The following is a 19906-nucleotide window of genomic DNA, read 5'->3' as shown; positions in this document are numbered from 1 at the left end:
CCCTTCACTGACTGCTTTTCTCTACTTCTGCTTTTAATTCGCGTTTCAACAACTTCCCTGTTGCTGTCATGGGCAGTTGCGCCCGAAACTCAATATGGCGGGGATACTTGTAATCCGCGAGTTGGCTTTTGCAGTACGCGATAAGCGCATCTGCATCATCAAAACCGTCATGGGCCACCACGTAGGCTTTCACCTCTTCGCCATAGGTGTCATCCGCTACACCCAGCACCGCCACCATGGCAACTTTTTCATGGCGGATGAGTACTTCTTCTATCTCTCTGGGGTAGACATTCATCCCGCCGCGAATGATGAGTTCTTTTTTCCTGTCGACGATAAAGTAATTGTTTCGCTCATCACGTCTGCCGATATCGCCAGAGAAAAACCAGCCGTCAATGTCCAGCACCTCGTCAGTGGCTTCGGGGCGGTTGTAGTATCCTCTCATCACGTTCGGCCCCCGGATCGCGATTTCTCCCAGTTCACCGACAGCAACCGTGTTTCGCTCTACATCGACGACTTTCATTTCAACACCTGTAACGGGTTGTCCCACGCTGCCAGGCAGTCTGTCGCTGTCAACGTGATTAAATGAAGCAATCGGGCTGGTCTCGGAAAGGCCATACCCTTCCAGCAGCGGAACATTAAAGGTTTCATCGAACTGAGTGAGGATGGCAACAGGCAGAGAAGAACCACCGGACATCGCCATCTTGAGCACCCCCTTAATTCCATCCAGCGACACGTCGTTATCTCTGAGGTAATTGAGGATGCCGATGTACATGGTGGGAACACCTGCAAACACGGAAACACGGTGGTCTTTCATTAATTGTAATACCGCTCCTGGCTCGAAACGCGGGACCAGCACCATACTCGCACCCACCAATATGCACGCATTCATTTGTGCGGTTTGGCCAAACGAGTGGAACAATGGCAAGGTAACGAGTGAGGTATCATCCGCAGTAAGCCAAGACAATCCCACCGCGACACGGGCATTACTGTGCATGTTCCTGTGGGTTAGCTGAGCGCCTTTAGGTCTGCCCGTAGTGCCAGAGGTGTATAAAATAACCGCGGTATCTTGCTCTTCAATATTATTAGCAACAGGCTCATCAGATCCGTTAAGCAATATGGATGAGAAGTCAACGATCTCTGTCTGGCGCTGAAAACCACTGACATCTAACCCCAGTTCATCACCCGCTGGCATCACCCACATCTTTCTGCAGGTTTCTACATTAGTAAACGCAGACACCCCAGATTGACCCATCGGCAATTGTTCGGTGCCTTCAAAACAAAAGTACGCTTTCGCTTCACTGTCCTGAAGGTGGTAGGCAATTTCGCTTTCTTTGAGTAACACATTCAGCGGCACAACCACGCCCCCGGCTTTTAAAATGCCGTAGTAAATGATCGGGAAATATGGAACATTTGGGCAACTGAGTGCGACATTGTCACCCGCTTTAATTCCCTCTTCGCGCAATACATTGGCGACCTTGTTGGAATGCAAATCGAGGTCTTTATAGGTTAACTGTTTCCCACCACAAACCACGGCGGTTTTGTCCGGCGTCTGCTGTGCAAAACGCGTCAGAGCATCAACAAGGTTAGATTCTGCGTGTTCGAAATTCTTTGTGTTCATAGCGTCACTTCGCTCCTCTGTGTTTGACACATCCAGGTTGGTGTCAGGCTGCCTTAAGAAAAAACGCATCACTGCTTTTTGTATTTGCGTGCCATAAGGCGGGTAGAACAGCCCAATAGGATAGAAACGATTTCGTTGAAACACGGCTTTGGCATGGGATAAAGTCCTGAATCCTTCAATACCGTGGTATGAGCCCATCCCGGAGTTACCAATACCACCGAAAGGCAAATCATGGTTGAACGCATGCCAGCCCCAATCATTGATGGTCACACCACCAGAGTGTGTTGTGACCAACACCTTCTGTTGTAACGCTTTGTCGTGGCTGAAAAGGTAAATCGCTAATGGACGAGGACGGGCATTAATTTCATCTAACGCCTGCTCAATAGAGCAATACCCCAATACTGGGAGGATCGGGCTGAACAGCTCTGTTTGCATGAGCGTCATGTCGTCAGAAACTGCGCTGACGATATGCAGCGGGTGCTGCCGACCTGCCCCCAGCTCACCACAAGCAGTTATTACGGCACCTTTTTTCTTTGCATCATCAAGGGCGCTCAGAAAACGCTGATTGGCATTTTCATCGATCAATGCCGTGAAATCCGCACCCCCTTCCGTTTGGGGATGCATAGCGAGATAGTGCTTTTTTACTAATGAAATAAATTCACTGACTTTTTTCTCAGGGACCAAGGCATAATCTGGAGAAAGACACACTTGCCCAGCATTGAACGCTTTGCCATGCGCTATCCGTTTTGCCGCATCATTGATATCAGCATCCGGTGCAACGAACGCTGGAGACTTTCCACCCAGCTCAAGAGTGACAGGAACAAGGTTTTCCGCAGCATTGGCCATGATTTGACGGCCAGATTGCGGCGAGCCGGTAAAAATAAGATGATCAAAGGGTAATGACGAAATTTGCATTGCATTGGGGTGGTTACCGGCGATTACGGTGACATGATCGGTAGCAAATATTTCGCCGATCATACGCTGCAAAACACGGGTCACTTCTGGGCAGTTGGGTGGCATTTTTATCATCGCCCTGTTTCCCGCCCCCAAGGCCGCAACCAGCGGACCGAGTGACAGATAAAGTGGAAAGTTCCATGGACAAATGATCCCAACGACCCCTTTGGGCTGATACACCACCTTGGCGCGGTTGCCGGCAAACAAAAGTTCTGTGCTTCTCCGGCTCGGTTTCATCCACTTTTTCAGCCGATGGAGCAGATGACTAATTTCCAGCACAGGGCCAAGTACATCAATCAACTTGCTTTCAGCCGCTGCCCTGCAGCCAAAGTCCTTATTTGCTGCAATGGCAATCACATCCTGATATCTCTGCAACTGCTTTTTCAATGCTGATAAATGCTGTTTTCGCTCTGCTAAGGTTGGGCAAGGGCAGTGATTATAACCCTCTCTTAGCCGTCCAAATTGCAGCGCTATGGGATCCGAATACTGACTGGCTTTGTTTTCCATTTTCGATGCCTTTGGTTTGCTTCTATAACCTCGCTTCAATAAACCACCCAATGAATGTAAACTAAATGTTAATTCAGGCCAACTTTTTGGCATATTTGGACAAGAAAGTAGCGAATCGCCGGTCTAAAGGCCTGTAGACCAAAAGTTCAGCGGGGCTGACATCATCCCTCTGGTTCTCGCTTTTTCGTTACAAATTCAAGTAAGTGTTACAATTAAAAAGAATCGTGGCGGGTAAATTTTAATCGGGTTCCCTTTTTGAAGAGAGAAAACAACGGATGTTAATCGTTGCTGAATGCGAACAAGATCAAGACCGAAAGTGTCATCCCCTTCAGGACATTTATCGTCTTGTTACAGTGATGGAAAGTCAGGGGGTACAGGCAGAAACCTTGCTGGCGGGCAGTGACATTCAGCTTCAGGATTTGACGACCCCCGACGCAAGAGCCTCTTTCAATCAAAAGCTGAGAGTATTTCGTAACGCTGTCAGCCATGCCTCCAGCCCAGATATCGGTCTTATCGCTGGACAACAAACTCACTTTGCCGACTTTGGTTTTATGGGATATGCATTGATGAGTGCTGACACGTTCGAAGAGGCAGTCCAACTCGGCCTCAACTACATTCGGCTTGCGGGCCCCGTGCTTCAAAAATCTTTCGACGTCGAAGGAAACATCGCGCGCTTTGAAGGCATCGAAATACTGCCTTTGGAAGATCTGTTATCTTTCTATTGTGAATATTGGTTTGGCTCGGTATACACACTGTGCTGTGATATTTTGCAGCGCCCAATGCAGAATCACTGTATGCAGTTTCCCTATCCAGCTCCCAAGTATGTCGACAAATACAGAGAATTGTTTAACTGTGATATCGAATTCAACAGCCCAAAATTGCGGTGGGAGTTTTACGCCAGCGAGCTACAAGAAAAACTGCCCAGCGCCAACAAGCTCACCGTCACTATGTGTGTGCAGTCCTGCGAAAATATGCTGGCCGCCCTGCAAGCGACTGACGATATTGCCGCGCAAGTACAGGCATTTATTCTGCAAAGCCCCGGTAAGTTTCCTGGGGCGGAACAGGTTGCCTCTCATTTCAATTGCTCGCTGAGAACCTTAAACAGAAAACTCTCTGAATCTGGGCAGACTTACCAGAAGGTGCTGGACAACACCCGACAGAATCTGGCGGTAAGATACCTTCAACAAACCAGCATGAAAATCGAAGATATCTCAACACTGGTGGGCTTTTCAGAGCCAGCAAATTTTTACAAAGCCTTCAAAAAGTGGACAGGTAAAACTCCAATTGAATACCGGAATGATGCAAAATAGCGGCAAGCCCGGAAGGAACCGATTTTAAGCAGGTCTTTTCTGGCCTGCCTTTTTTCTAATCACGCCACGGCACACACTCCGTAGCATCGGTATAAAGGTTATGTCTCACTCCATTGGAAGATAGTTCTCTGGCATAAGAAGACTAACCGAGCAATATCAGACTCCCCATCATCAATGCTGAAGTCCTTGTTAACACAATAAGTAGATAAACAAGCGTCAGATCAGGTACGGAAAGTATCTATGCGCTGTTTGAACACCTCTACAGCCTGAGGCACAGAAAGATCGCTTACATTACAGGTCCCACTGATATCTCGCCAGGTTTGAGCCGGAGACATTTCTGTGACCGGTTTTAACGATATGCCATACCTTGACTGGTTCCGCATTCCGCTGACAACGGTTTCCCTCCCCCAATCCCAGCTTGGCGATCAGGCCGTTCGAATGCTGCTCAGCCAAATCCGTAAAGAGAGTGACAGCAGCTTCCCCCGTAAAGTGTTGCTTCAACCCAAGCTTGTGGTTCGTAAATCAACGGCAAAACCCAGAAAGCCGTGATCGGTAAAAGGGAACCAGTGAACACTGGCTCTCTCTACCAACCAACAGGGCTTAGATATCAAGAGGGGGGTTGCTTTCGCATTTCTTCCAACGAGCTGCCCATCCTTATCGGATCTGACAGCGATTCGTGCTCATAAACACTTTCAGTGAATTCAAGAGCATCGTAAAAGCCCCACCCCTGATAGGTCAATTCGTTCGCTATTTCCAATTTATTTTTACCTTCGTGGTGCATATCGACCACTTTGGTAAAGGCATCTTTTTCACTCATGGCTGCTACCCCCAAGGCATAGGACACACCATTAACGTAGTGAGAGAATCGCAGGCAGGGTGTATCAAAACCCTGACGATGCCGATCAATTCATTTGTCTGTAAAAAATAGCAACAGCGGGGTCATTCAAATAGAAGGGGGCTTGCTAAGACGCTGAAGAAATGAACTTGCATCTGACAAACCATCGAGATCTCTCATGAAATTGTAGGCAACAGTTTCAAAACATAGACATTTTGGATAGTCATCTCATTGTTGTATCAAAGTGATCGTACACTTATCTGGACTGTATTGAACAACGTCGAGGAATTAAGTATGTACGACATCAATATTAATAACATACCAGTTAATCTCCACCACCCCCAACAACACATTTTGATAACATTGAGCGCGGTACAACCCAATGAAGCCAATAAACGTGTGTTTTTACAGTGTGTCGATGAATACATGCATCAAAATCACTGCTTTGATTTGTTTGAAAAAATCATTTCTTACCGTCTCAATGAAATCAGACAGGCGCAACCACCGGAAGAGTCATGCGGTAATCTTTATACCCGTCTTACTTCACCCCTTGCTGAATCCATTACTGGTGTAAAGCCACTCAAAAACCTTCCGGATCTGTTCTTCTATATTGAGCGCACTGCAATTGCTTATTATGGAGATATTCTGATGTGCTGGGCGGAATTCAAAACTTATCAGATCAACGAACAGGCAAGACAATATCTGCAGGCATACCGTGAACAGCCAGCATCGGGGGATCAGCTCACCACACTGGAGAATTACCGTTACGAGGTCGTTGCAGATATCCGGAATGATGAGCGTTTATTCATGACCTGCTATTCGCCTTATCCAATGACATTGTCACAAGCTAATGTGCTAATTAATTTAGAAACATTTGTGAAACAACAACATTGGTATGAAATGCTTTACTACCTCAATATTTCGGCATCCGGCGAGCATTTCATCCTTTATCAAGAAAAGGGAGAAAATCCACCATTACTGCTTTCTTCAGCCCTTATTCAACGTTATTCACAACACGATAACTGGCTGACTTTTGATCCTTTTTTCCAAACGGAAAGTTGGACACTGACTTTATCAAATGAGAAAATTGATACTTTGGAAAAGTCTGGCATCTTTTCTAAAGGACTGAAATATAAAATTAACACAGAGAGTGTTGAGAAATTTGATTATTCTCTTTTGCGCACCGTTATAAGAAAACCAGCTGTATGTGAAATTATACGGATGGCCATCAGTGGTCCGAGGGAAAAATTAAATCATGTTCTCTATTTAACGCTTAAATATTTAACACTGAAGCTCGCGGATATTGGTTTAGAAGTGGCGTACACCATTGTAGAACAGCCCTCCATCATTGGTTTTTATCAATCAATCAATAACGACAGTAACCACATTTTGCCGTACGTAGCACTGTGCCAGCAAAAAGTGGCTGGAACGGCCTTAACCACTTATCAGGGTATCGTGTTTACCGGACCGATGAGCCAGGCTTTCGAAGAAAACAGTTTCAGGGATTACAACAAGAGAGTCATTTCCATGCGGAAACTCGCGAGAGCCACAACCAATGCATGATCTAGTAGAAACTATCTCCAATAACTGTATCGCGATCTTTTTGATCGCGATTGCCAGCATTGTCGCGATGTGGGCAACAAACTTTGCCCGCATGTTGGCGAATAATAAGTCGGGTGTAGCCCGGCCTTTATACCTGCCCTACACCCTTTACACTGTATTTATCTCCGCATGGATCTTATCCAATGCCTATTTTCAATCCGGTTTGCTGGTATATTTCGGCGAAACAACAGCCATTTATATGGCCTTACTCGCCAATATTTTCTCCGGATTGGCGTTTACTTTTGCTTACCTTTTCTCATGCCAGTTAGTGTCAGGATCTGCCGGTTTTAGAATCCGTCCCTGGCGCTGGATGCTATTTGCCATGGCCTGTGCCATTACGCTGGTGACCAACCTGATCCCCGGATTGAACGTGGACGCTGTCTATATCAGGGGCATTGGCAATTTTGTTATCCACTTTGGTCCTTTTAGTGCGCTGTTTTTCGGCGTTTTGATTTTGCTTTTAATCCTCACCCTGATCAACTTTGTGCTTTCAAGCCGAAGCAAACTTAAGGTACAGCAGATCAAAGCCAACTATATGGTACTGGGAATGGCGGCATTCATTCTTTCGACTTTCCTTGCCCATTTTTTGATTCCGCTGATAACACAGAGCTTCGCTGGTGCCTGGGTGCCGCCGGCGCTGTCGATCATTGAAGCCTTACTGGTTGGTTATGCACTTCTGCATAACCGATTTTATAGCAGCCGCTTTATCGGAATGTTAACGGTGAGCTTTGTGCTCAATGCGACGCTTTATATCATGCCAATATTGATGCTGGGTCTGGTACAACATTTCCAAATGGATACTCTGGTTGTTGTCACCTGGACAGTGATCACTGGTGTGTTTTGGAACCGTTCACTCAAGTTCATTCGCAGACATGTCAACCGTTTACTCTATAAAGAAAAAGGCAACCCGGTAGAAAATATCTGCAACCTGATCGGTGAGTTCCGTTACTCCACTGATCAAGCTGTAGTACAGTTAAACCGCGTATTAAACGCCAAATCAGGTCGCATCCAGAAAGTAAACAGCAACACAGACTACAACCTGTTTCTCTCCTGTTTCCATGGGGATCGTTCCGTTCTGGTGAAGGAAGAGCTTGAGTATGAAATCAAGCACAAGACATCGGAAGAACAACAAGCGCTTCGCGATGTTGCCTGTGCCATGGTCAAAGCCGGTACATCGCTGGTACTGCCAATCACCAATGAGAAAAACGAAGTCACCCACCTGTATATGGTATCGAAGGAAAAAGAAAACGACTTGTTTTCCAGTGAAGAAATCATGGGTCTGCAACGCTTGTTTGATGAGGCTAACCGTTTTATCGTCACCGAAGACAAAGTGCGGAAATCTCAGGTACTGGCTGGCTCCATAGCCCATGAAATCCGCAATCCGCTAACCAAAATCAAATACCATTTTGAACGCATCGATGCGGACATGTTTGGTGTAAAAAACGGCACACTGTCTCCTTTCGCCTCCCAAGACATGCAAAAGTTATATCAAGAGTTGTCTGAAGGTAAAAAAGCAGTACAGCTCGGAACCCGCTTTATCGATGCGATTCTCGATGAGTTACGCGGGGAAGACATCAGCCCCCGCCTGTTCTCCTATTACTCTGCGGGTGAACTGACTGCACAAACCCTCAAAGATTTCAACTTCAGCAGTGATGCGCACCGCAAGCGTGTTGACCTCAACACAGAGAATGATTTTTTGTTTCACGGTAGCGATACCTTGTACAGCTTCCTCCTGCTGAATTTGCTGAAAAATGCGGTTTATTACTTTGATACCCATCCTGAAAGCCGGGTGAGCATTCGTTTTTCACAAACCGGCGATAACAATACCCTACACGTTATGGATACCGGTCCAGGTATTCCGGCACACCAGCTCGGGTACATTTTTGACGAGTTTTACACCCGGGGTAAAAAACAAGGAAATGGCTTGGGCCTTTCTTATTGTAAGCGCGTTATGCAATCTTTCGGCGGTTCTATCACCTGCCATTCAGAGGAAGGGAAATATACCGAGTTTGTCCTAACGTTTCCTTCCGTTGATGAACAAGAACATGATCAGAAAATCAAGCAACGTATCTGCCAATATGTTACAGGCAAGTCTTGCCTGCTTGTTACGTCTTCCGCAGCAGGAAGCTGGTTGTCACAAGCGTTTGAATCGCTCGGGATCTGTGTAGACCATACGGCGGACATCGATACTGCTTTTTACCAGAAACTGAAAGCACCGGTGGACTTTATCGTGGCCGAGAAATCCATGCTAGAGCGTGATATCAGTCTGGTGAATGCACTGCGAGCCGGCGACTTTGGGTATCATGCACAGATCACCCCAATCCTGACGTTTGGCAACTCAGACACGGACACCCCGCACACTCACGCTTTCGATCACGCCGTTCAGGGAGAAATTAAGGGGATTCCCAACAGGTTAGCTTTTCTAAGAGCATTCGACATGCTGATAAACGAAGGAAAACTCGCGAAACTGGGCAACCTGATTGGAAAACGCGTCTTGGTCGTCGATGACATGCAAGTTAACCGCATGCTGGTAAAAGCCTACCTGGTCAGTGAAGGCATTGACGTTGAAGAAGCCACGTCAGGACAGGAAGCCATTGATAAAGTGAAAGATGGACACTATGACCTTATCTTGATGGATATCCATATGCCGGGTAAGGATGGTATTCAAACCGCGCTGGAAATCAGCAACCTCGACCGCACGCTCCCTATTATCGCCCTTTCCGGCGAGTACAGCGAAGAGATCACTGTGACCATCAAGAATGTCATGCAGGACCACCTTGTAAAGCCAATTACCAAACAGCAATTATTGAAAACATTGACCAAGTGGCTGGCATAACACGTTTCAGCAGCAAACAGCCCAATAAAGTAGGTGATACAAGCCAGAAAATCGATGGGGTATATCAATACCCCATAAACTTTTCAATCAACACTTCGAGCTTTTCTTCCAACTCAGATTCAAAGTCGTCGAGGCTTTTTCCAAAGCCCTGTAAATATTTGCCCGCCTGCTCCCGGTTCATCTTCTTCCCCAAGACGTTAAACTGCATTTCGGGCAAGGATTTATCGTTTCTGGGGACCACAGCAAGGGTGATAAACCCTGTGTTCAGGGTGCTCATGTCATCCAGAATATACTGGCAGAATTCATCTATTTTGCTTGCCCCCTCTGGCCCCAAACAACCCGGTTCCAACCGACATACCACCTGTATCTTCATGTTTTCAGGCATGGTTGCTGCGCTTCCCATCACTGTTTTCCTTATTGTTATCTTTAACAATCAGCGTAGCCCAGACCAAAAGAAAAAGCCCAGCCAAGGTATCAGGGAGATGTACCGAAATGATGGATAATTTTAAAACAATCAGGGCCCTGCCATATAATAGGTATGTAACAAACAACATTCACAACCAGTGAATCATTTCGCAACCGCGTAAAAATGCAAATATTACCCCTATTATTCAATGAGTTAAAAAATCTACCTCCCAACTAATTCACTTAGTTATCCACAGATTCTGTTGATAGGTTCACGATAGGCAGAACCTTATTTTTTCTTTTATAATCATATAATTAATGTAATTTTGAAGAAAAAATAAATTTTTCTTGACCTACAAACCAAAAATGATGCCGAAATAGGTAGCCAGAATTCGATAAAAATTGATAGTTAGATGTCGAACAAACTGTTTGCATATCACCGTGTTACACGACGCTATCATGACCGAGAAAAATGAGACTGACGGTTAGAAATTCAGGTCTGAAACGAAAGTGTTATATCCAGGCAACCCGAAGATGCAAGATTCAGGTTATTGAGTACACAAGGTGCGGAGTTATGACGTGACGTTTCTGCATTTTTCGAGCAAGGCATTGTAGCTATCACGAAATGCTTCACTGGTAAAAAACTCATCGTTAATTTCCAATTTGCGACTCTGATGCCAGCTTTGGGCGCTTGCACCTTGTCCATACGGTATTTTATATACATGGAAATGCTGATTTTGGTGTAAATAGATGAGGTTGGCAGCAACACGCAGGGGTTTCAATGGCTCATTGAGATAAAGTTTGAACTCCCCACTGCAATCATTCACGACATACGAGCCATTGGCACTTCTGATCGCGATATACGGTTTATCTGATTCTGTGTAAGAATCCAGCGACCAGATACCAGTTTGGTTCGTCAGTTGCAAAAACGGCAAGCGTTTATTTTCTGTCACAATGGGAAGACTATCTTGCTCTGAAGGTACTTTATTGATCACATTTTCAATAGCTGGGCGCGCATGGATCACCCTTACTGACGGAGGAACAGTGACGGTTTCCGGTTCTTTAAACCAGCCCGTTAATGCTGCCCAGTCCACCATGCTGGATCCCAGAGCAAGCACGATCACCAACGACGACATGGCCATCGCCGGTAACCAGAACTTTTGTGCCCAATCAATCATCCCCGGCATTTTAATGCCGGATTGGCGCTCCAGCTTGGCCTCCAATAATTCAGCCTCTGACAATGCGTTGCGCAACTCACCGGCTAGCTTTCCTTGCTCTGCCACCGCGCACTCTTTCTGTGCTTTAAACCGGTTACGCTCTTCTTTCAGCAACACCATTTCGCCCTCAAGCTGAGCAACTTTCCGGGAATAATCGATACGATTTGGCGAACTGTTTTCTTTTTTGGACTGAGCAAGCTGGGCTTTTAACAGCTGGTTTAATGCCGACAGTTCATCTCGATCTTTTTTGACCGCAGCCAACTCACGCTCAAGCCCCCCCTTGTGAGGACCAGAGGAAGCCTTAGGGATTGCCAGCGAATGGTCACCCTTCCCCTTGATAACATTTTCGTAAGAATGACGGACAAGATGCATGAGTGCCTTGGATCCGCCTTTATCTGGGTGAACACGAATCGATAGCAGTTTGTAACGCTGTTTTACCGTCGCTTCTGAATCACCAGATTGGGTTCCAAGGATCTCATTAAACGTGGTCATTTTTAGGTGTTAATTCATTTTAGGTGAAAATTTATCGGCTGCGGCTGTCGATGTTTGAGTCCTGAATTGCATCTCTTTGTTGCATATTCTTTATCCATCTGAATTAAGATAGTCCAACGCGTTCACACCGACAGTACAATTGTTCAATGTTTGTCCTACCTCTCTTTTTAACACCCTCCACAAGAAATGTTTCATTAACAAGAAATTATCTTTATCGCCACCTTTGGTGTCATTTCAATCAAACGTGTTATTTTTCATTGCATTCGTCATTACGTGATTTATGATGCATTTGAAAATTTGATGACCCGATGAAGGCTGTTGGAGAGAGATGACATTTGTCATCCGCCGAAGAAGTAAATCTTTCAGGCACTCATTAACGCTCTCTTTAGCGTTTGAGTAAGGACAGTAGCTCGAGGGGACTCTGGAGAGATCCGTTAAATCGGACGCCGAAGGAGCAAGCTCACAATCCATTTCTGGACAGTTTAGAGTGAAACTCTCAGGCAAAAGGACAGAGGAGATAACCGCATTGAACGGCGATCTTTTTGTTGTTTTTTTGCGGCTATTCTCCTCCTTTTAATCTAAAGGGGGATAAATGAACCATTCGCTTCACCAGTTTCTACAATCCATTGATAATGTTGTTTGGGGCCCGCCACTTCTACTCCTGCTTGTCGGTACCGGTGTATATTTCACCTTCCGTTTAGGCGCAATCCAGTTTTCTAAATTGCCACTCGCGCTGTCTTACGTTTTTAAAAAAGAAGAAGGCGTGAGCAGTAAAGGGGATGTATCCAGCTTTGCGGCACTTTGCACTGCCCTTTCTGCGACCATCGGCACGGGCAACATTGTAGGCGTCGCAACGGCATTGAAACTGGGCGGTCCGGGGGCATTGTTCTGGATGTGGATGGCTGCCCTGTTTGGCATGGCAACCAAATACGCAGAATGTTTACTGGCGGTGAAATACCGCGAGAAAGATGCACAAGGCAATATGCTTGGCGGCCCCATGCTGTATTTAGAAAAAGGCGTGGGTCAAAAATGGCTGGCGCGCCTGTTTGCTTTATTCACCATCGGTGTCGCCTGCTTTGGCATCGGCACTTTCCCCCAGGTGAATGCCATTGTTGATGCCAGCCATATCGCGTTTAACATTCCGCACGAAATCACAGCTGTTGCTTTAACACTGCTGGTTGCTGCGGTCACCATTGGTGGTATCAAATCAATCGCCGGCATTGCCAGCAAAATCATTCCTACCATGACAGTTGTGTATGTCAGTGCGTGTGTAGGTATTTTGGTCAACAATGCCGGTGCCATCCCCTCTGCCATCAGCCTGATTATCGAGTCTGCCTTTACTGGCCAGGCCGCAACAGGCGGTTTTGTGGGCGCCTCAATCATGGTTGCTATTCAAGCAGGTGTCGCTCGTGGCGTATTCTCTAACGAATCAGGCCTTGGCAGCGCACCGATGGCTGCCGCTTCGGCACAGACCAATTCTTGTGTGCGCCAGGGATTGATCTCGATGGTAGGGACTTTCCTAGATACTATCGTGATATGTTCAATGACTGGCTTGGTACTGGTACTGACCGGTGTCTGGTCCATGGACATTGAAGGCGCGAAAATGACCACAGAAGCCTTCGCTCTTGGCCTCAGTGAAGGATTTGGCCCAATGATTGTCGCCATCGGTCTGGTGTTCTTTGCCTTCACCACTATTCTTGGTTGGAATTATTACGGTGAGCGCTGTGTCGTTTATCTGTTTGGGAATGGTGCGGTTATGGCCTATAAAATTATCTTTTTGGCGTTGATCCTGTCCGGTGCCTTTATCAAGCTCGATATGATCTGGTTGATTGCTGACATTGTGAATGGGTTGATGGCTATCCCCAACCTGATTGGCCTTATTCTTCTGCGCCACGTCGTTGCCGAGGAAACCAACCTCTACTTTTCAGCGCTTAAAAATGCGGTTTCATCGTCAAAAGTACCGAGTACGACAAACGCTTAACCATATGCCCCACCAAGAAAAACAGCGCCAGTTTTTGGCGCTGTTTTTGTGTCGCAATAATTTACTTTACGCGGACTTTATTCTTAACATATCACTCAACCCCAGCTTGCCGAAAATCGCGTCATAATGGACGAAATTAGGGATCCGGGTGTGGTGCTGTACTTTGGTGCCAACGGCAACAAATTCATAACCCAGGGTGCTGGTTGCCATCTTATCCCACTCGCCATCACCAAAATAAACACGTCGACTGAACGTTGCCCCAGAGTCCTGTTTAGCCCGAAAAGCCGCCAGCGCCATAATCTCACTACGTGTCATCGCATCTGAGCACGACGCAAAGCTCACGCCAGTAATATCAAAGCCTGCTGCCCTAAGCTTAATTTTTGCCGATTCTTCCCAGCCACCGGTGGCTATTGCCAGCACGACATTGGGATGCGCTTTCATATCATTTACAAACTCGATGGCACCGGGTGTGGCAACTAAGCCATTGCTGTTTGACGAAATGTATAGGCGCAGTTTTTGCAAAAACAATGACTTCACTTCGCGCAAGATGCGCATTCTATCTTGACGCACACCCTGCTGTTCAATCAATTCTTCCAACACGCCAACATCAGTAACATGGGTAAACGCCCCCCAATCATCAGTCAACTCAATGCCCATCACTTCTTCTATGGCTGAGCGAAAACAATCAGAGTCAAAATCATAGCTGTCGATCAGTGTGCCATCGACATCTAACATAAACAGGTTCATTAGCGCCAGTCCTCAAATCCAGGATACAGAAACAACCTCAAGGCTGATTTGAATTTGCGCTCGGCGGTTCTTCCCGCGCAATGCGAACATTGTATTTACAAATCCAACATCCAAACAACATTCATTGTTGATATTTAGAGATAGTAGACGCACATCAACAATAGCGCACAGGGTAACACGGAATTGTGACATAGGGATGGATGTTGATGGCACGCCCCCTGTCATAGACAGTGTGAAATTTTGATAACTATAACGAGATAACCGATGTGATCACTCCGATATAAAATTGTGCGCTTCAATGCTAGAAAGTGCCACATTGAGCATAGTTGGAAGCCCGTTACAACATGTTTTATGTAGAGAGAAAAATGTCGTCAAAAGAGTGTCTGTCAAGACTTGAAGATCACAGGATATAGTGGTTTGATCTGCGCCCTGCCAAATCGGGACACAATATAGTGGCCTTCGCTCAAAAAGACGGCAATACTTTCGAGGTGCAATTCATAATGGCTAAAACCAAGTCAGCTTCTGATATCGAATCCACAGGCGTGCTCGCCATTCCCTACCAAGCGACGTCCATGGAAATCTGGGACAGTAAATACCGCCTAAAAAGCAAACATGGTGACGCAATCGATGAGACACTGGATGACACCTTTAAACGTGTTGCCCGTGCACTTGCTGATCTCGAAGAAGAGTCTGTACGTGAAAAATGGTACAACGAGTTTTTGTGGGCGCTTCGTCACGGTGCTATTCCAGCGGGTCGTATCACGTCCAACGCTGGCGCTTTTGAGCACAAGCCTGCAACCTCGACCATCAACTGTACAGTGAGCGGTACCATTGAAGATTCAATGGACGACATTCTGGGTAAAGTCCATGAGGCAGGTCTGACCCTGAAAGCCGGTTGCGGTATCGGTTATGACTTCTCTACCCTGCGTCCACGCGGTGCATTCGTTTCAGGTGCTGGTGCTTACACCTCGGGCCCACTGTCGTTCATGGATATCTACGACAAGATGTGCTTCACCGTCTCTTCTGCCGGTGGCCGTCGCGGCGCGCAAATGGGCACCATGGATATTCGTCACCCTGATGTGATGGAATTCATCCGGGCCAAGCGTGAAGATGGCCGGCTGCGTCAGTTCAACCTGTCACTGCTGATCACTGAAGAGTTCATCGAAGCAGTGAAAAATGACGGCGAATGGCAACTGATCTTCCCTGTGACCGAAAAAGAAGCACGTCAGGATGGCACCGACCTGTATAACGATGACAACATCGTCTGGGCTGACTGGCCAAGCAAAGAAGGTCTGCTAGAAGACGACCAAGGCCGCGTTGCGTGTAAGATTTACCGCACCATGCCCGCACGTAACCTGTGGAACGTGATCATGTCGTCCACTTACGACTACGCGGAGCCTGGCTTTATCCTGATCGATAAAGTGAACCAAATGAACAACAACTGGTTCTGCGAAGACATTCGCGCCACCAACCCATGTGGTGAGCAGCCTCTGCCACCTTACGGCGCGTGTCTGCTGGGTTCGGTAAACCTGACGAAATTCGTTCGCGATCCGTTCACTGAGAATGCACGTTTCGACTGGGAGATGTACCGCAAGGTTGTGGCTATCTTCACCCGTATGCTGGACAACGTGGTTGAAATCAACCAGTTGCCACTGGAAAAGCAGCGTGAAGAGATCCAGACCAAACGCCGTCACGGCATGGGTTTCCTGGGCTTGGGTTCAACCTTGACCATGTTGCGCCACAAATACGGCAGTGCGGCTTCTATCGCTTTCACCGAGCAGATTTCACAGGAGATGGCGATCACCGGCTGGGAACAGGCAGTTAAACTGGCGGCTGAGAAAGGTCCAGCGCCTGTAATGGAACAAGAGTTCGAAGTCACACCTAAGATGATGCGCCAGCGCCCTGAAATGGCCAAAGACGGCATCAAGGTGGGTGACAAAGTAAAAGGTAAAGTACTTCATGCCAAATACAGCCGTTACATGCAGCAAATCGGCGAAGTGCGCCCTGACCTGATTGAAAAACTGGTTGAGACCGGTGGCCGTTTCACTCACCACAGCTCAATCGCACCTACAGGTACAATTTCGCTGTCGCTGGCGAACAACGCAAGTAATGGCATCGAGCCAAGCTTTGCCCATCACTACACCCGTAACGTGATCAAGCCGGGCAAGAAGTCAAAAGAAAGCGTTGACGTGTTCAGCTTCGAGTTGCTGGCCTATCGTGAGCTTATCAATGCGAAAGCGATGCCATACAGCACCAAAGAAGAGGAACAACTGCCAGAATACTTCATCACTGCTGACGACATCACGCCAAGCCAGCACGTTGAGGTTCAGGCAGCCGCGCAGCGTTGGATTGACTCTTCTATTTCGAAGACAGCCAACGTTCCGACTGACTTCCCGTTTGAGAACTTCAAAGACATTTACATGGATGCCTATGACAAGGGACTGAAAGGGTGCACGACGTTCCGCTTCAACCCTGAAGTCTTCCAGGGTGTGCTGGTGAAAGAAGAAGATCTGGAAAACACCACCTATGTTTTCACACTGGAAGATGGCAGCACCTTTGAAGCCAAGGGGAACGAAAAGGTTGAATACGACGGCGAAGTACATACCGCTGCCAACCTTTATGATGCCCTGAAAGAAGGCTACTACGGTAAGTTCTAACCTCAGACATACAGGGAGGGGGTGATTCACCGCCTCCCGAAACAAAGAAGTAATTCGTTATGACACGTAAAATTGAAAGCAAAATCGTTGCATACAAAGTAAAAAGCAAAGAAGTCGCACAGGAAGCTCCGGCGACGCCTGTTGTTGAAGCACCTATGCTTGAAACCATGCACGAAGAAATGCCACGTCCGGAAAAACTGCTGGGGTCAACCTACAAGTTGAAGACACCAGAACACGTTTCTGAGCACTCGCTGTTTATCACCATCAACGATGTGGTACTTAACGAAGGCACCGATCATGAAGTGCGCCGCCCATTCGAGATCTTCATCAACAGTAAAAGCCTGGAACACTACCAGTGGATTGTGGCGTTAACCCGCATCATTTCTGCTGTGTTCCGTAAAGGCGGTGACTGCACCTTCCTGGTAGAAGAGCTGCGTTCAGTGTTTGACCCAAAAGGCGGTTACTGGAACAAAGGGAAATATGTGCCATCCCTGATTGCTGAAATCGGCAATGTGATTGAGCAGCACCTGATGGAAATCGGCCTGTTGAAAAACCCTGAGATGGACGAGCACCAGAAGGCGTTTCTTGAAGCCAAACGTGCAGAAAACGCACCGAAAGAAAGCGTAAAAGAAGAAGCGCCAGAAAATACCGGCTTCCCGCCAAGCGCAACACTTTGTTATAAATGCCACAACAAAGCCGTGATCGTGAAAGACGGCTGCCAGACCTGTCTAAACTGCGGTGATTCTAAGTGCGGTTAACCCGCCAACGTTATCGATTGAAGGCTTCCCGGTGGAAGCCTTTTTGTTTCCTATCATTCCCTCGTTCAACTTTTTCGAATAATCACCCCAGTTTTTTCTGCTATTTTAGATTTAGCCAACCTTCTATACTCTGCTTCAACACGATAAAACACGTGAAAATCATATAATTTAGGAGCGAATAATGGCGAATGTTCTGGTGCTGAAATCAAGCATCCTTGGCGAGTACTCTTCTTCTACAAAATTGATCGACCTGATGACAGAACAATTCAGCGATGACACCTTTGTCATTGAGCGCGATCTCGCTGTGCATCCTGTTCCTGTTTTAGATGGTGAATTAGCGCTGGGACTACGCGGCGCAGAAAACCCATCGCCACGACAACTGGACGCATTAGCGTTGTCTGATCAACTGATTAATGAAATCAAAGCAAGCGATACGCTGGTGATTGCCGCACCAATGTACAACTTCAGCATTCCCACCCAGTTGAAAAACTGGATCGATTTTATTGCCCGTGCCGGTGTGACGTTTTCATACACCGAGAATGGTTCTCAGGGTCTATTGACTGGCAAGAAAGCGCTCATCGTTACCACCCGTGGCGGGATGCATGTCGGCCAGTCCAGTGATCACATCACAGGTTATCTGAAAACAGTGCTAGGCTTTGTGGGTATTACCGACGTGCAGTTTGTGTACGCGGAAGCGCTCGCCATGGGCGAAGAATTTGCAAAAGCATCGATGGAGAAAGCGACCAACGAGCTGATGGCGCTGGTTTCCTGATTTACACTCTACTGCTAACTTAAATGTCCTTATTTAGGGTGCCCTTAGGTTTGCAACATCAAGGGCTCTTTTTTATCCTCTTGGCATTCATCGTTTCTTAAAAGATATCCAGATACCCATGTTCTGTGGGGTTCAGTGACCTTATCGGATTGGCATTGTGCCAGACAGCATGATCATTATTTTTGGCAAACTTTTGTAGATTATATGAACACCACAAAACCAAAACACGCACAGATAAACCGCATTAAGAGAATTTAAAGCATAAAATCTCGTATTATTTGATCTGTACCAAATTACCAAAACCTAACTTGAGAGGTTGCACACGAACCTAATGCTTTCATTCAGCTAACATTCATGTTCCATAGGTATTATATGGTTGTGGGCGCCCCTAAAGACAACCAAGAGGTAAGTAAATGGGAAGAATGTTTAAGGCGCTGATTATTGTTCCAATTCTGGCTATTCGTGTTCCAGCATATGCCGATCAGCCTGACGTAAAACCCCTCCCTGAACACCAACGCTTTGCCTATGAGCAAACTCAGCCTCACCAAGCACTAGCGAAACTGCTCGCGATCCCTTCATTCCGGGCCAGCCATGTGGCGCAACCTTTTTCTGATCTTGATGCCTTGTATCAGGCTGCACCTGACGCACAGCAAGAGTTAGAAACACTGGCTGCGAAGATTGCTCAATCCGTTAACGGCAACGTGCTGAGTGCTGGCCTGAAAGGTAAAGCACGCGCAGTAGAAAAAGTGACGAAAGAGCTCGGGGGCGATGCGTCTTTGCTGACAGATATCGTCCGCATTACTGTGGAAACAGACTCTATCGGTTCACTGAACAAGGCTTATGAGCATTTAGCTGCAAATACCCAGACGGTGGAAGTGATTAACCGTTTTCACTTCCCCCAACCTTCTGGCTATCGCGACCTGAAAGTGTTGGTCACTTTGCCAGAAAGCAAACTCATTGCCGAAGTCCAATTTCACCTTCGTGCCATCTCTGAAATAAAAAATGGCCCCGAGCATTATATCTATGAACAAATTCAAGGTATTGAACGTCATGCAGCATCAGAAGGGCGGGCATTGAATGACATCGAAGTGGTAAAAATTGAGAAGCTCCGTGCCGAGTCACGAAAGATGTACCAATTGGCATGGGCACAATACCAGCCGCTGGGCATGGTAGTATAAACAACCAAGGGCGGATCATCCGCCCTTTTTACCGTTT

At 46.9% G+C, this 19906-nt stretch carries 14 protein-coding genes, 1 pseudogene and 1 riboswitch; of the genes and pseudogenes, 9 read left to right on the top strand and 6 right to left on the bottom strand.

Annotated features, from left to right (window positions below):
• Positions 1-4: 4 nt before the first annotated feature.
• Together VHA_RS19305 and VHA_RS19300 are read right to left on the bottom strand one after the other, a co-directional pair.
• The gene (locus VHA_RS19305) at positions 5-1618 is read right to left on the bottom strand and encodes a long-chain-fatty-acid--CoA ligase (protein ID WP_040529229.1); all 1614 of its coding nucleotides are present in this window, start codon (positions 1616-1618) and stop codon (positions 5-7) included.
• 153 nt (positions 1619-1771) lie between these two features.
• Positions 1772-3079, bottom strand: a pseudogene (locus VHA_RS19300) (coniferyl aldehyde dehydrogenase); the annotation flags it as partial.
• 275 nt (positions 3080-3354) lie between these two features.
• On the opposite strand from VHA_RS19300, the gene VHA_RS13500 reads away from it, so the two are divergent.
• Together VHA_RS13500 and VHA_RS13495 are read left to right on the top strand one after the other, a co-directional pair.
• Positions 3355-4389, top strand: coding sequence for an AraC family transcriptional regulator (locus tag VHA_RS13500; protein WP_040529005.1), 1035 nt, complete (start codon positions 3355-3357; stop codon positions 4387-4389).
• Between the two features lie 339 nt (positions 4390-4728).
• Positions 4729-4938 (top strand): substrate-binding domain-containing protein, encoded by a 210-nt coding sequence (locus tag VHA_RS13495; RefSeq protein WP_005505208.1) that lies wholly within the window; start codon positions 4729-4731, stop codon positions 4936-4938.
• Between the two features lie 58 nt (positions 4939-4996).
• Here VHA_RS13495 and VHA_RS13490 read toward each other — a convergent pair whose 3' ends face one another.
• The gene (locus VHA_RS13490; protein WP_005505206.1) at positions 4997-5206 is read right to left on the bottom strand and encodes a hypothetical protein; all 210 of its coding nucleotides are present in this window, start codon (positions 5204-5206) and stop codon (positions 4997-4999) included.
• 312 nt (positions 5207-5518) lie between these two features.
• Here VHA_RS13490 and VHA_RS13485 point away from each other — a divergent pair, with 312 nt between their 5' ends.
• Entirely contained in the window at positions 5519-6787 is a 1269-nt protein-coding gene (locus VHA_RS13485; RefSeq protein ID WP_005505204.1) for an acyl-homoserine-lactone synthase, read from the top strand.
• Positions 6780-9662 carry a hybrid sensor histidine kinase/response regulator gene (locus tag VHA_RS13480; RefSeq protein ID WP_005505202.1) on the top strand — a complete coding sequence of 961 codons (2883 nt, stop codon included), beginning with the start codon at positions 6780-6782 and terminating at the stop codon, positions 9660-9662. The genes VHA_RS13485 and VHA_RS13480 overlap by 8 nt, the downstream gene beginning before the upstream one ends.
• 64 nt (positions 9663-9726) lie before the next feature.
• Here VHA_RS13480 and VHA_RS13475 read toward each other — a convergent pair whose 3' ends face one another.
• Together VHA_RS13475 and VHA_RS13470 are read right to left on the bottom strand one after the other, a co-directional pair.
• A complete protein-coding gene (locus tag VHA_RS13475) occupies positions 9727-10065 on the bottom strand; it encodes a hypothetical protein (protein WP_040529002.1) in 339 nt (112 codons plus the stop codon).
• 574 nt (positions 10066-10639) lie between these two features.
• Entirely contained in the window at positions 10640-11776 is a 1137-nt protein-coding gene (locus tag VHA_RS13470) for a J domain-containing protein (RefSeq protein ID WP_005505197.1), read from the bottom strand.
• A gap of 411 nt (positions 11777-12187) precedes the next feature.
• Positions 12188-12298, top strand: a riboswitch (glycine riboswitch).
• 70 nt (positions 12299-12368) lie between these two features.
• Here VHA_RS13470 and VHA_RS13465 point away from each other — a divergent pair.
• Positions 12369-13757, top strand: a complete 1389-nt coding sequence (locus tag VHA_RS13465; protein ID WP_005505194.1) for an alanine/glycine:cation symporter family protein — start codon at positions 12369-12371, stop codon at positions 13755-13757.
• Between the two features lie 66 nt (positions 13758-13823).
• Here VHA_RS13465 and VHA_RS13460 read toward each other — a convergent pair whose 3' ends face one another.
• A complete protein-coding gene (locus VHA_RS13460; RefSeq protein ID WP_005505192.1) occupies positions 13824-14504 on the bottom strand; it encodes an HAD family hydrolase in 681 nt (226 codons plus the stop codon).
• Between the two features lie 500 nt (positions 14505-15004).
• Between VHA_RS13460 and VHA_RS13455 the strand changes: the two genes are divergently transcribed.
• The 4 genes from VHA_RS13455 (at position 15005) to VHA_RS13440 (ending at position 19869) form a co-directional block, all read left to right on the top strand.
• Entirely contained in the window at positions 15005-17161 is a 2157-nt protein-coding gene (locus tag VHA_RS13455; RefSeq protein WP_005505191.1) for an adenosylcobalamin-dependent ribonucleoside-diphosphate reductase, read from the top strand.
• Between the two features lie 59 nt (positions 17162-17220).
• Positions 17221-17919, top strand: coding sequence for a TSCPD domain-containing protein (locus tag VHA_RS13450; RefSeq protein ID WP_005505189.1), 699 nt, complete (start codon positions 17221-17223; stop codon positions 17917-17919).
• Positions 17920-18100: 181 nt separating this feature from the next.
• A complete protein-coding gene (locus tag VHA_RS13445; RefSeq protein ID WP_005505187.1) occupies positions 18101-18691 on the top strand; it encodes an FMN-dependent NADH-azoreductase in 591 nt (196 codons plus the stop codon).
• Between the two features lie 413 nt (positions 18692-19104).
• Complete coding sequence (locus VHA_RS13440) at positions 19105-19869, top strand: nucleotidyltransferase family protein (protein ID WP_040529000.1); 765 nt, start codon at positions 19105-19107, stop codon at positions 19867-19869.
• Positions 19870-19906 lie beyond the last annotated feature (37 nt).

It is taken from the genome of Grimontia hollisae CIP 101886 (assembly GCF_000176515.1).
Lineage (GTDB): Bacteria > Pseudomonadota > Gammaproteobacteria > Enterobacterales > Vibrionaceae > Enterovibrio > Enterovibrio hollisae.
Note: the sequence above shows the minus strand (reverse complement) of the source record. Positions and strands in the feature narration are given on the sequence as shown.

What these genes read in the sequence shown, in the direction of transcription:
- VHA_RS19305 (WP_040529229.1), bottom strand. Translation starts at nt 1,618, where the DNA reads ATGAACACAAAGAATTTCGAACACGCAGAATCTAACCTTGTTGATGCT.
- VHA_RS13500 (WP_040529005.1), top strand. Translation starts at nt 3,355, where the DNA reads ATGTTAATCGTTGCTGAATGCGAACAAGATCAAGACCGAAAGTGTCAT.
- VHA_RS13490 (WP_005505206.1), bottom strand. Translation starts at nt 5,206, where the DNA reads ATGAGTGAAAAAGATGCCTTTACCAAAGTGGTCGATATGCACCACGAA.
- VHA_RS13485 (WP_005505204.1), top strand. Translation starts at nt 5,519, where the DNA reads ATGTACGACATCAATATTAATAACATACCAGTTAATCTCCACCACCCC.
- VHA_RS13480 (WP_005505202.1), top strand. Translation starts at nt 6,780, where the DNA reads ATGCATGATCTAGTAGAAACTATCTCCAATAACTGTATCGCGATCTTT.
- VHA_RS13475 (WP_040529002.1), bottom strand. Translation starts at nt 10,065, where the DNA reads ATGGGAAGCGCAGCAACCATGCCTGAAAACATGAAGATACAGGTGGTA.
- VHA_RS13470 (WP_005505197.1), bottom strand. Translation starts at nt 11,776, where the DNA reads ATGACCACGTTTAATGAGATCCTTGGAACCCAATCTGGTGATTCAGAA.
- VHA_RS13465 (WP_005505194.1), top strand. Translation starts at nt 12,369, where the DNA reads ATGAACCATTCGCTTCACCAGTTTCTACAATCCATTGATAATGTTGTT.
- VHA_RS13460 (WP_005505192.1), bottom strand. Translation starts at nt 14,504, where the DNA reads ATGAACCTGTTTATGTTAGATGTCGATGGCACACTGATCGACAGCTAT.
- VHA_RS13455 (WP_005505191.1), top strand. Translation starts at nt 15,005, where the DNA reads ATGGCTAAAACCAAGTCAGCTTCTGATATCGAATCCACAGGCGTGCTC.
- VHA_RS13450 (WP_005505189.1), top strand. Translation starts at nt 17,221, where the DNA reads ATGACACGTAAAATTGAAAGCAAAATCGTTGCATACAAAGTAAAAAGC.
- VHA_RS13445 (WP_005505187.1), top strand. Translation starts at nt 18,101, where the DNA reads ATGGCGAATGTTCTGGTGCTGAAATCAAGCATCCTTGGCGAGTACTCT.
- VHA_RS13440 (WP_040529000.1), top strand. Translation starts at nt 19,105, where the DNA reads ATGGGAAGAATGTTTAAGGCGCTGATTATTGTTCCAATTCTGGCTATT.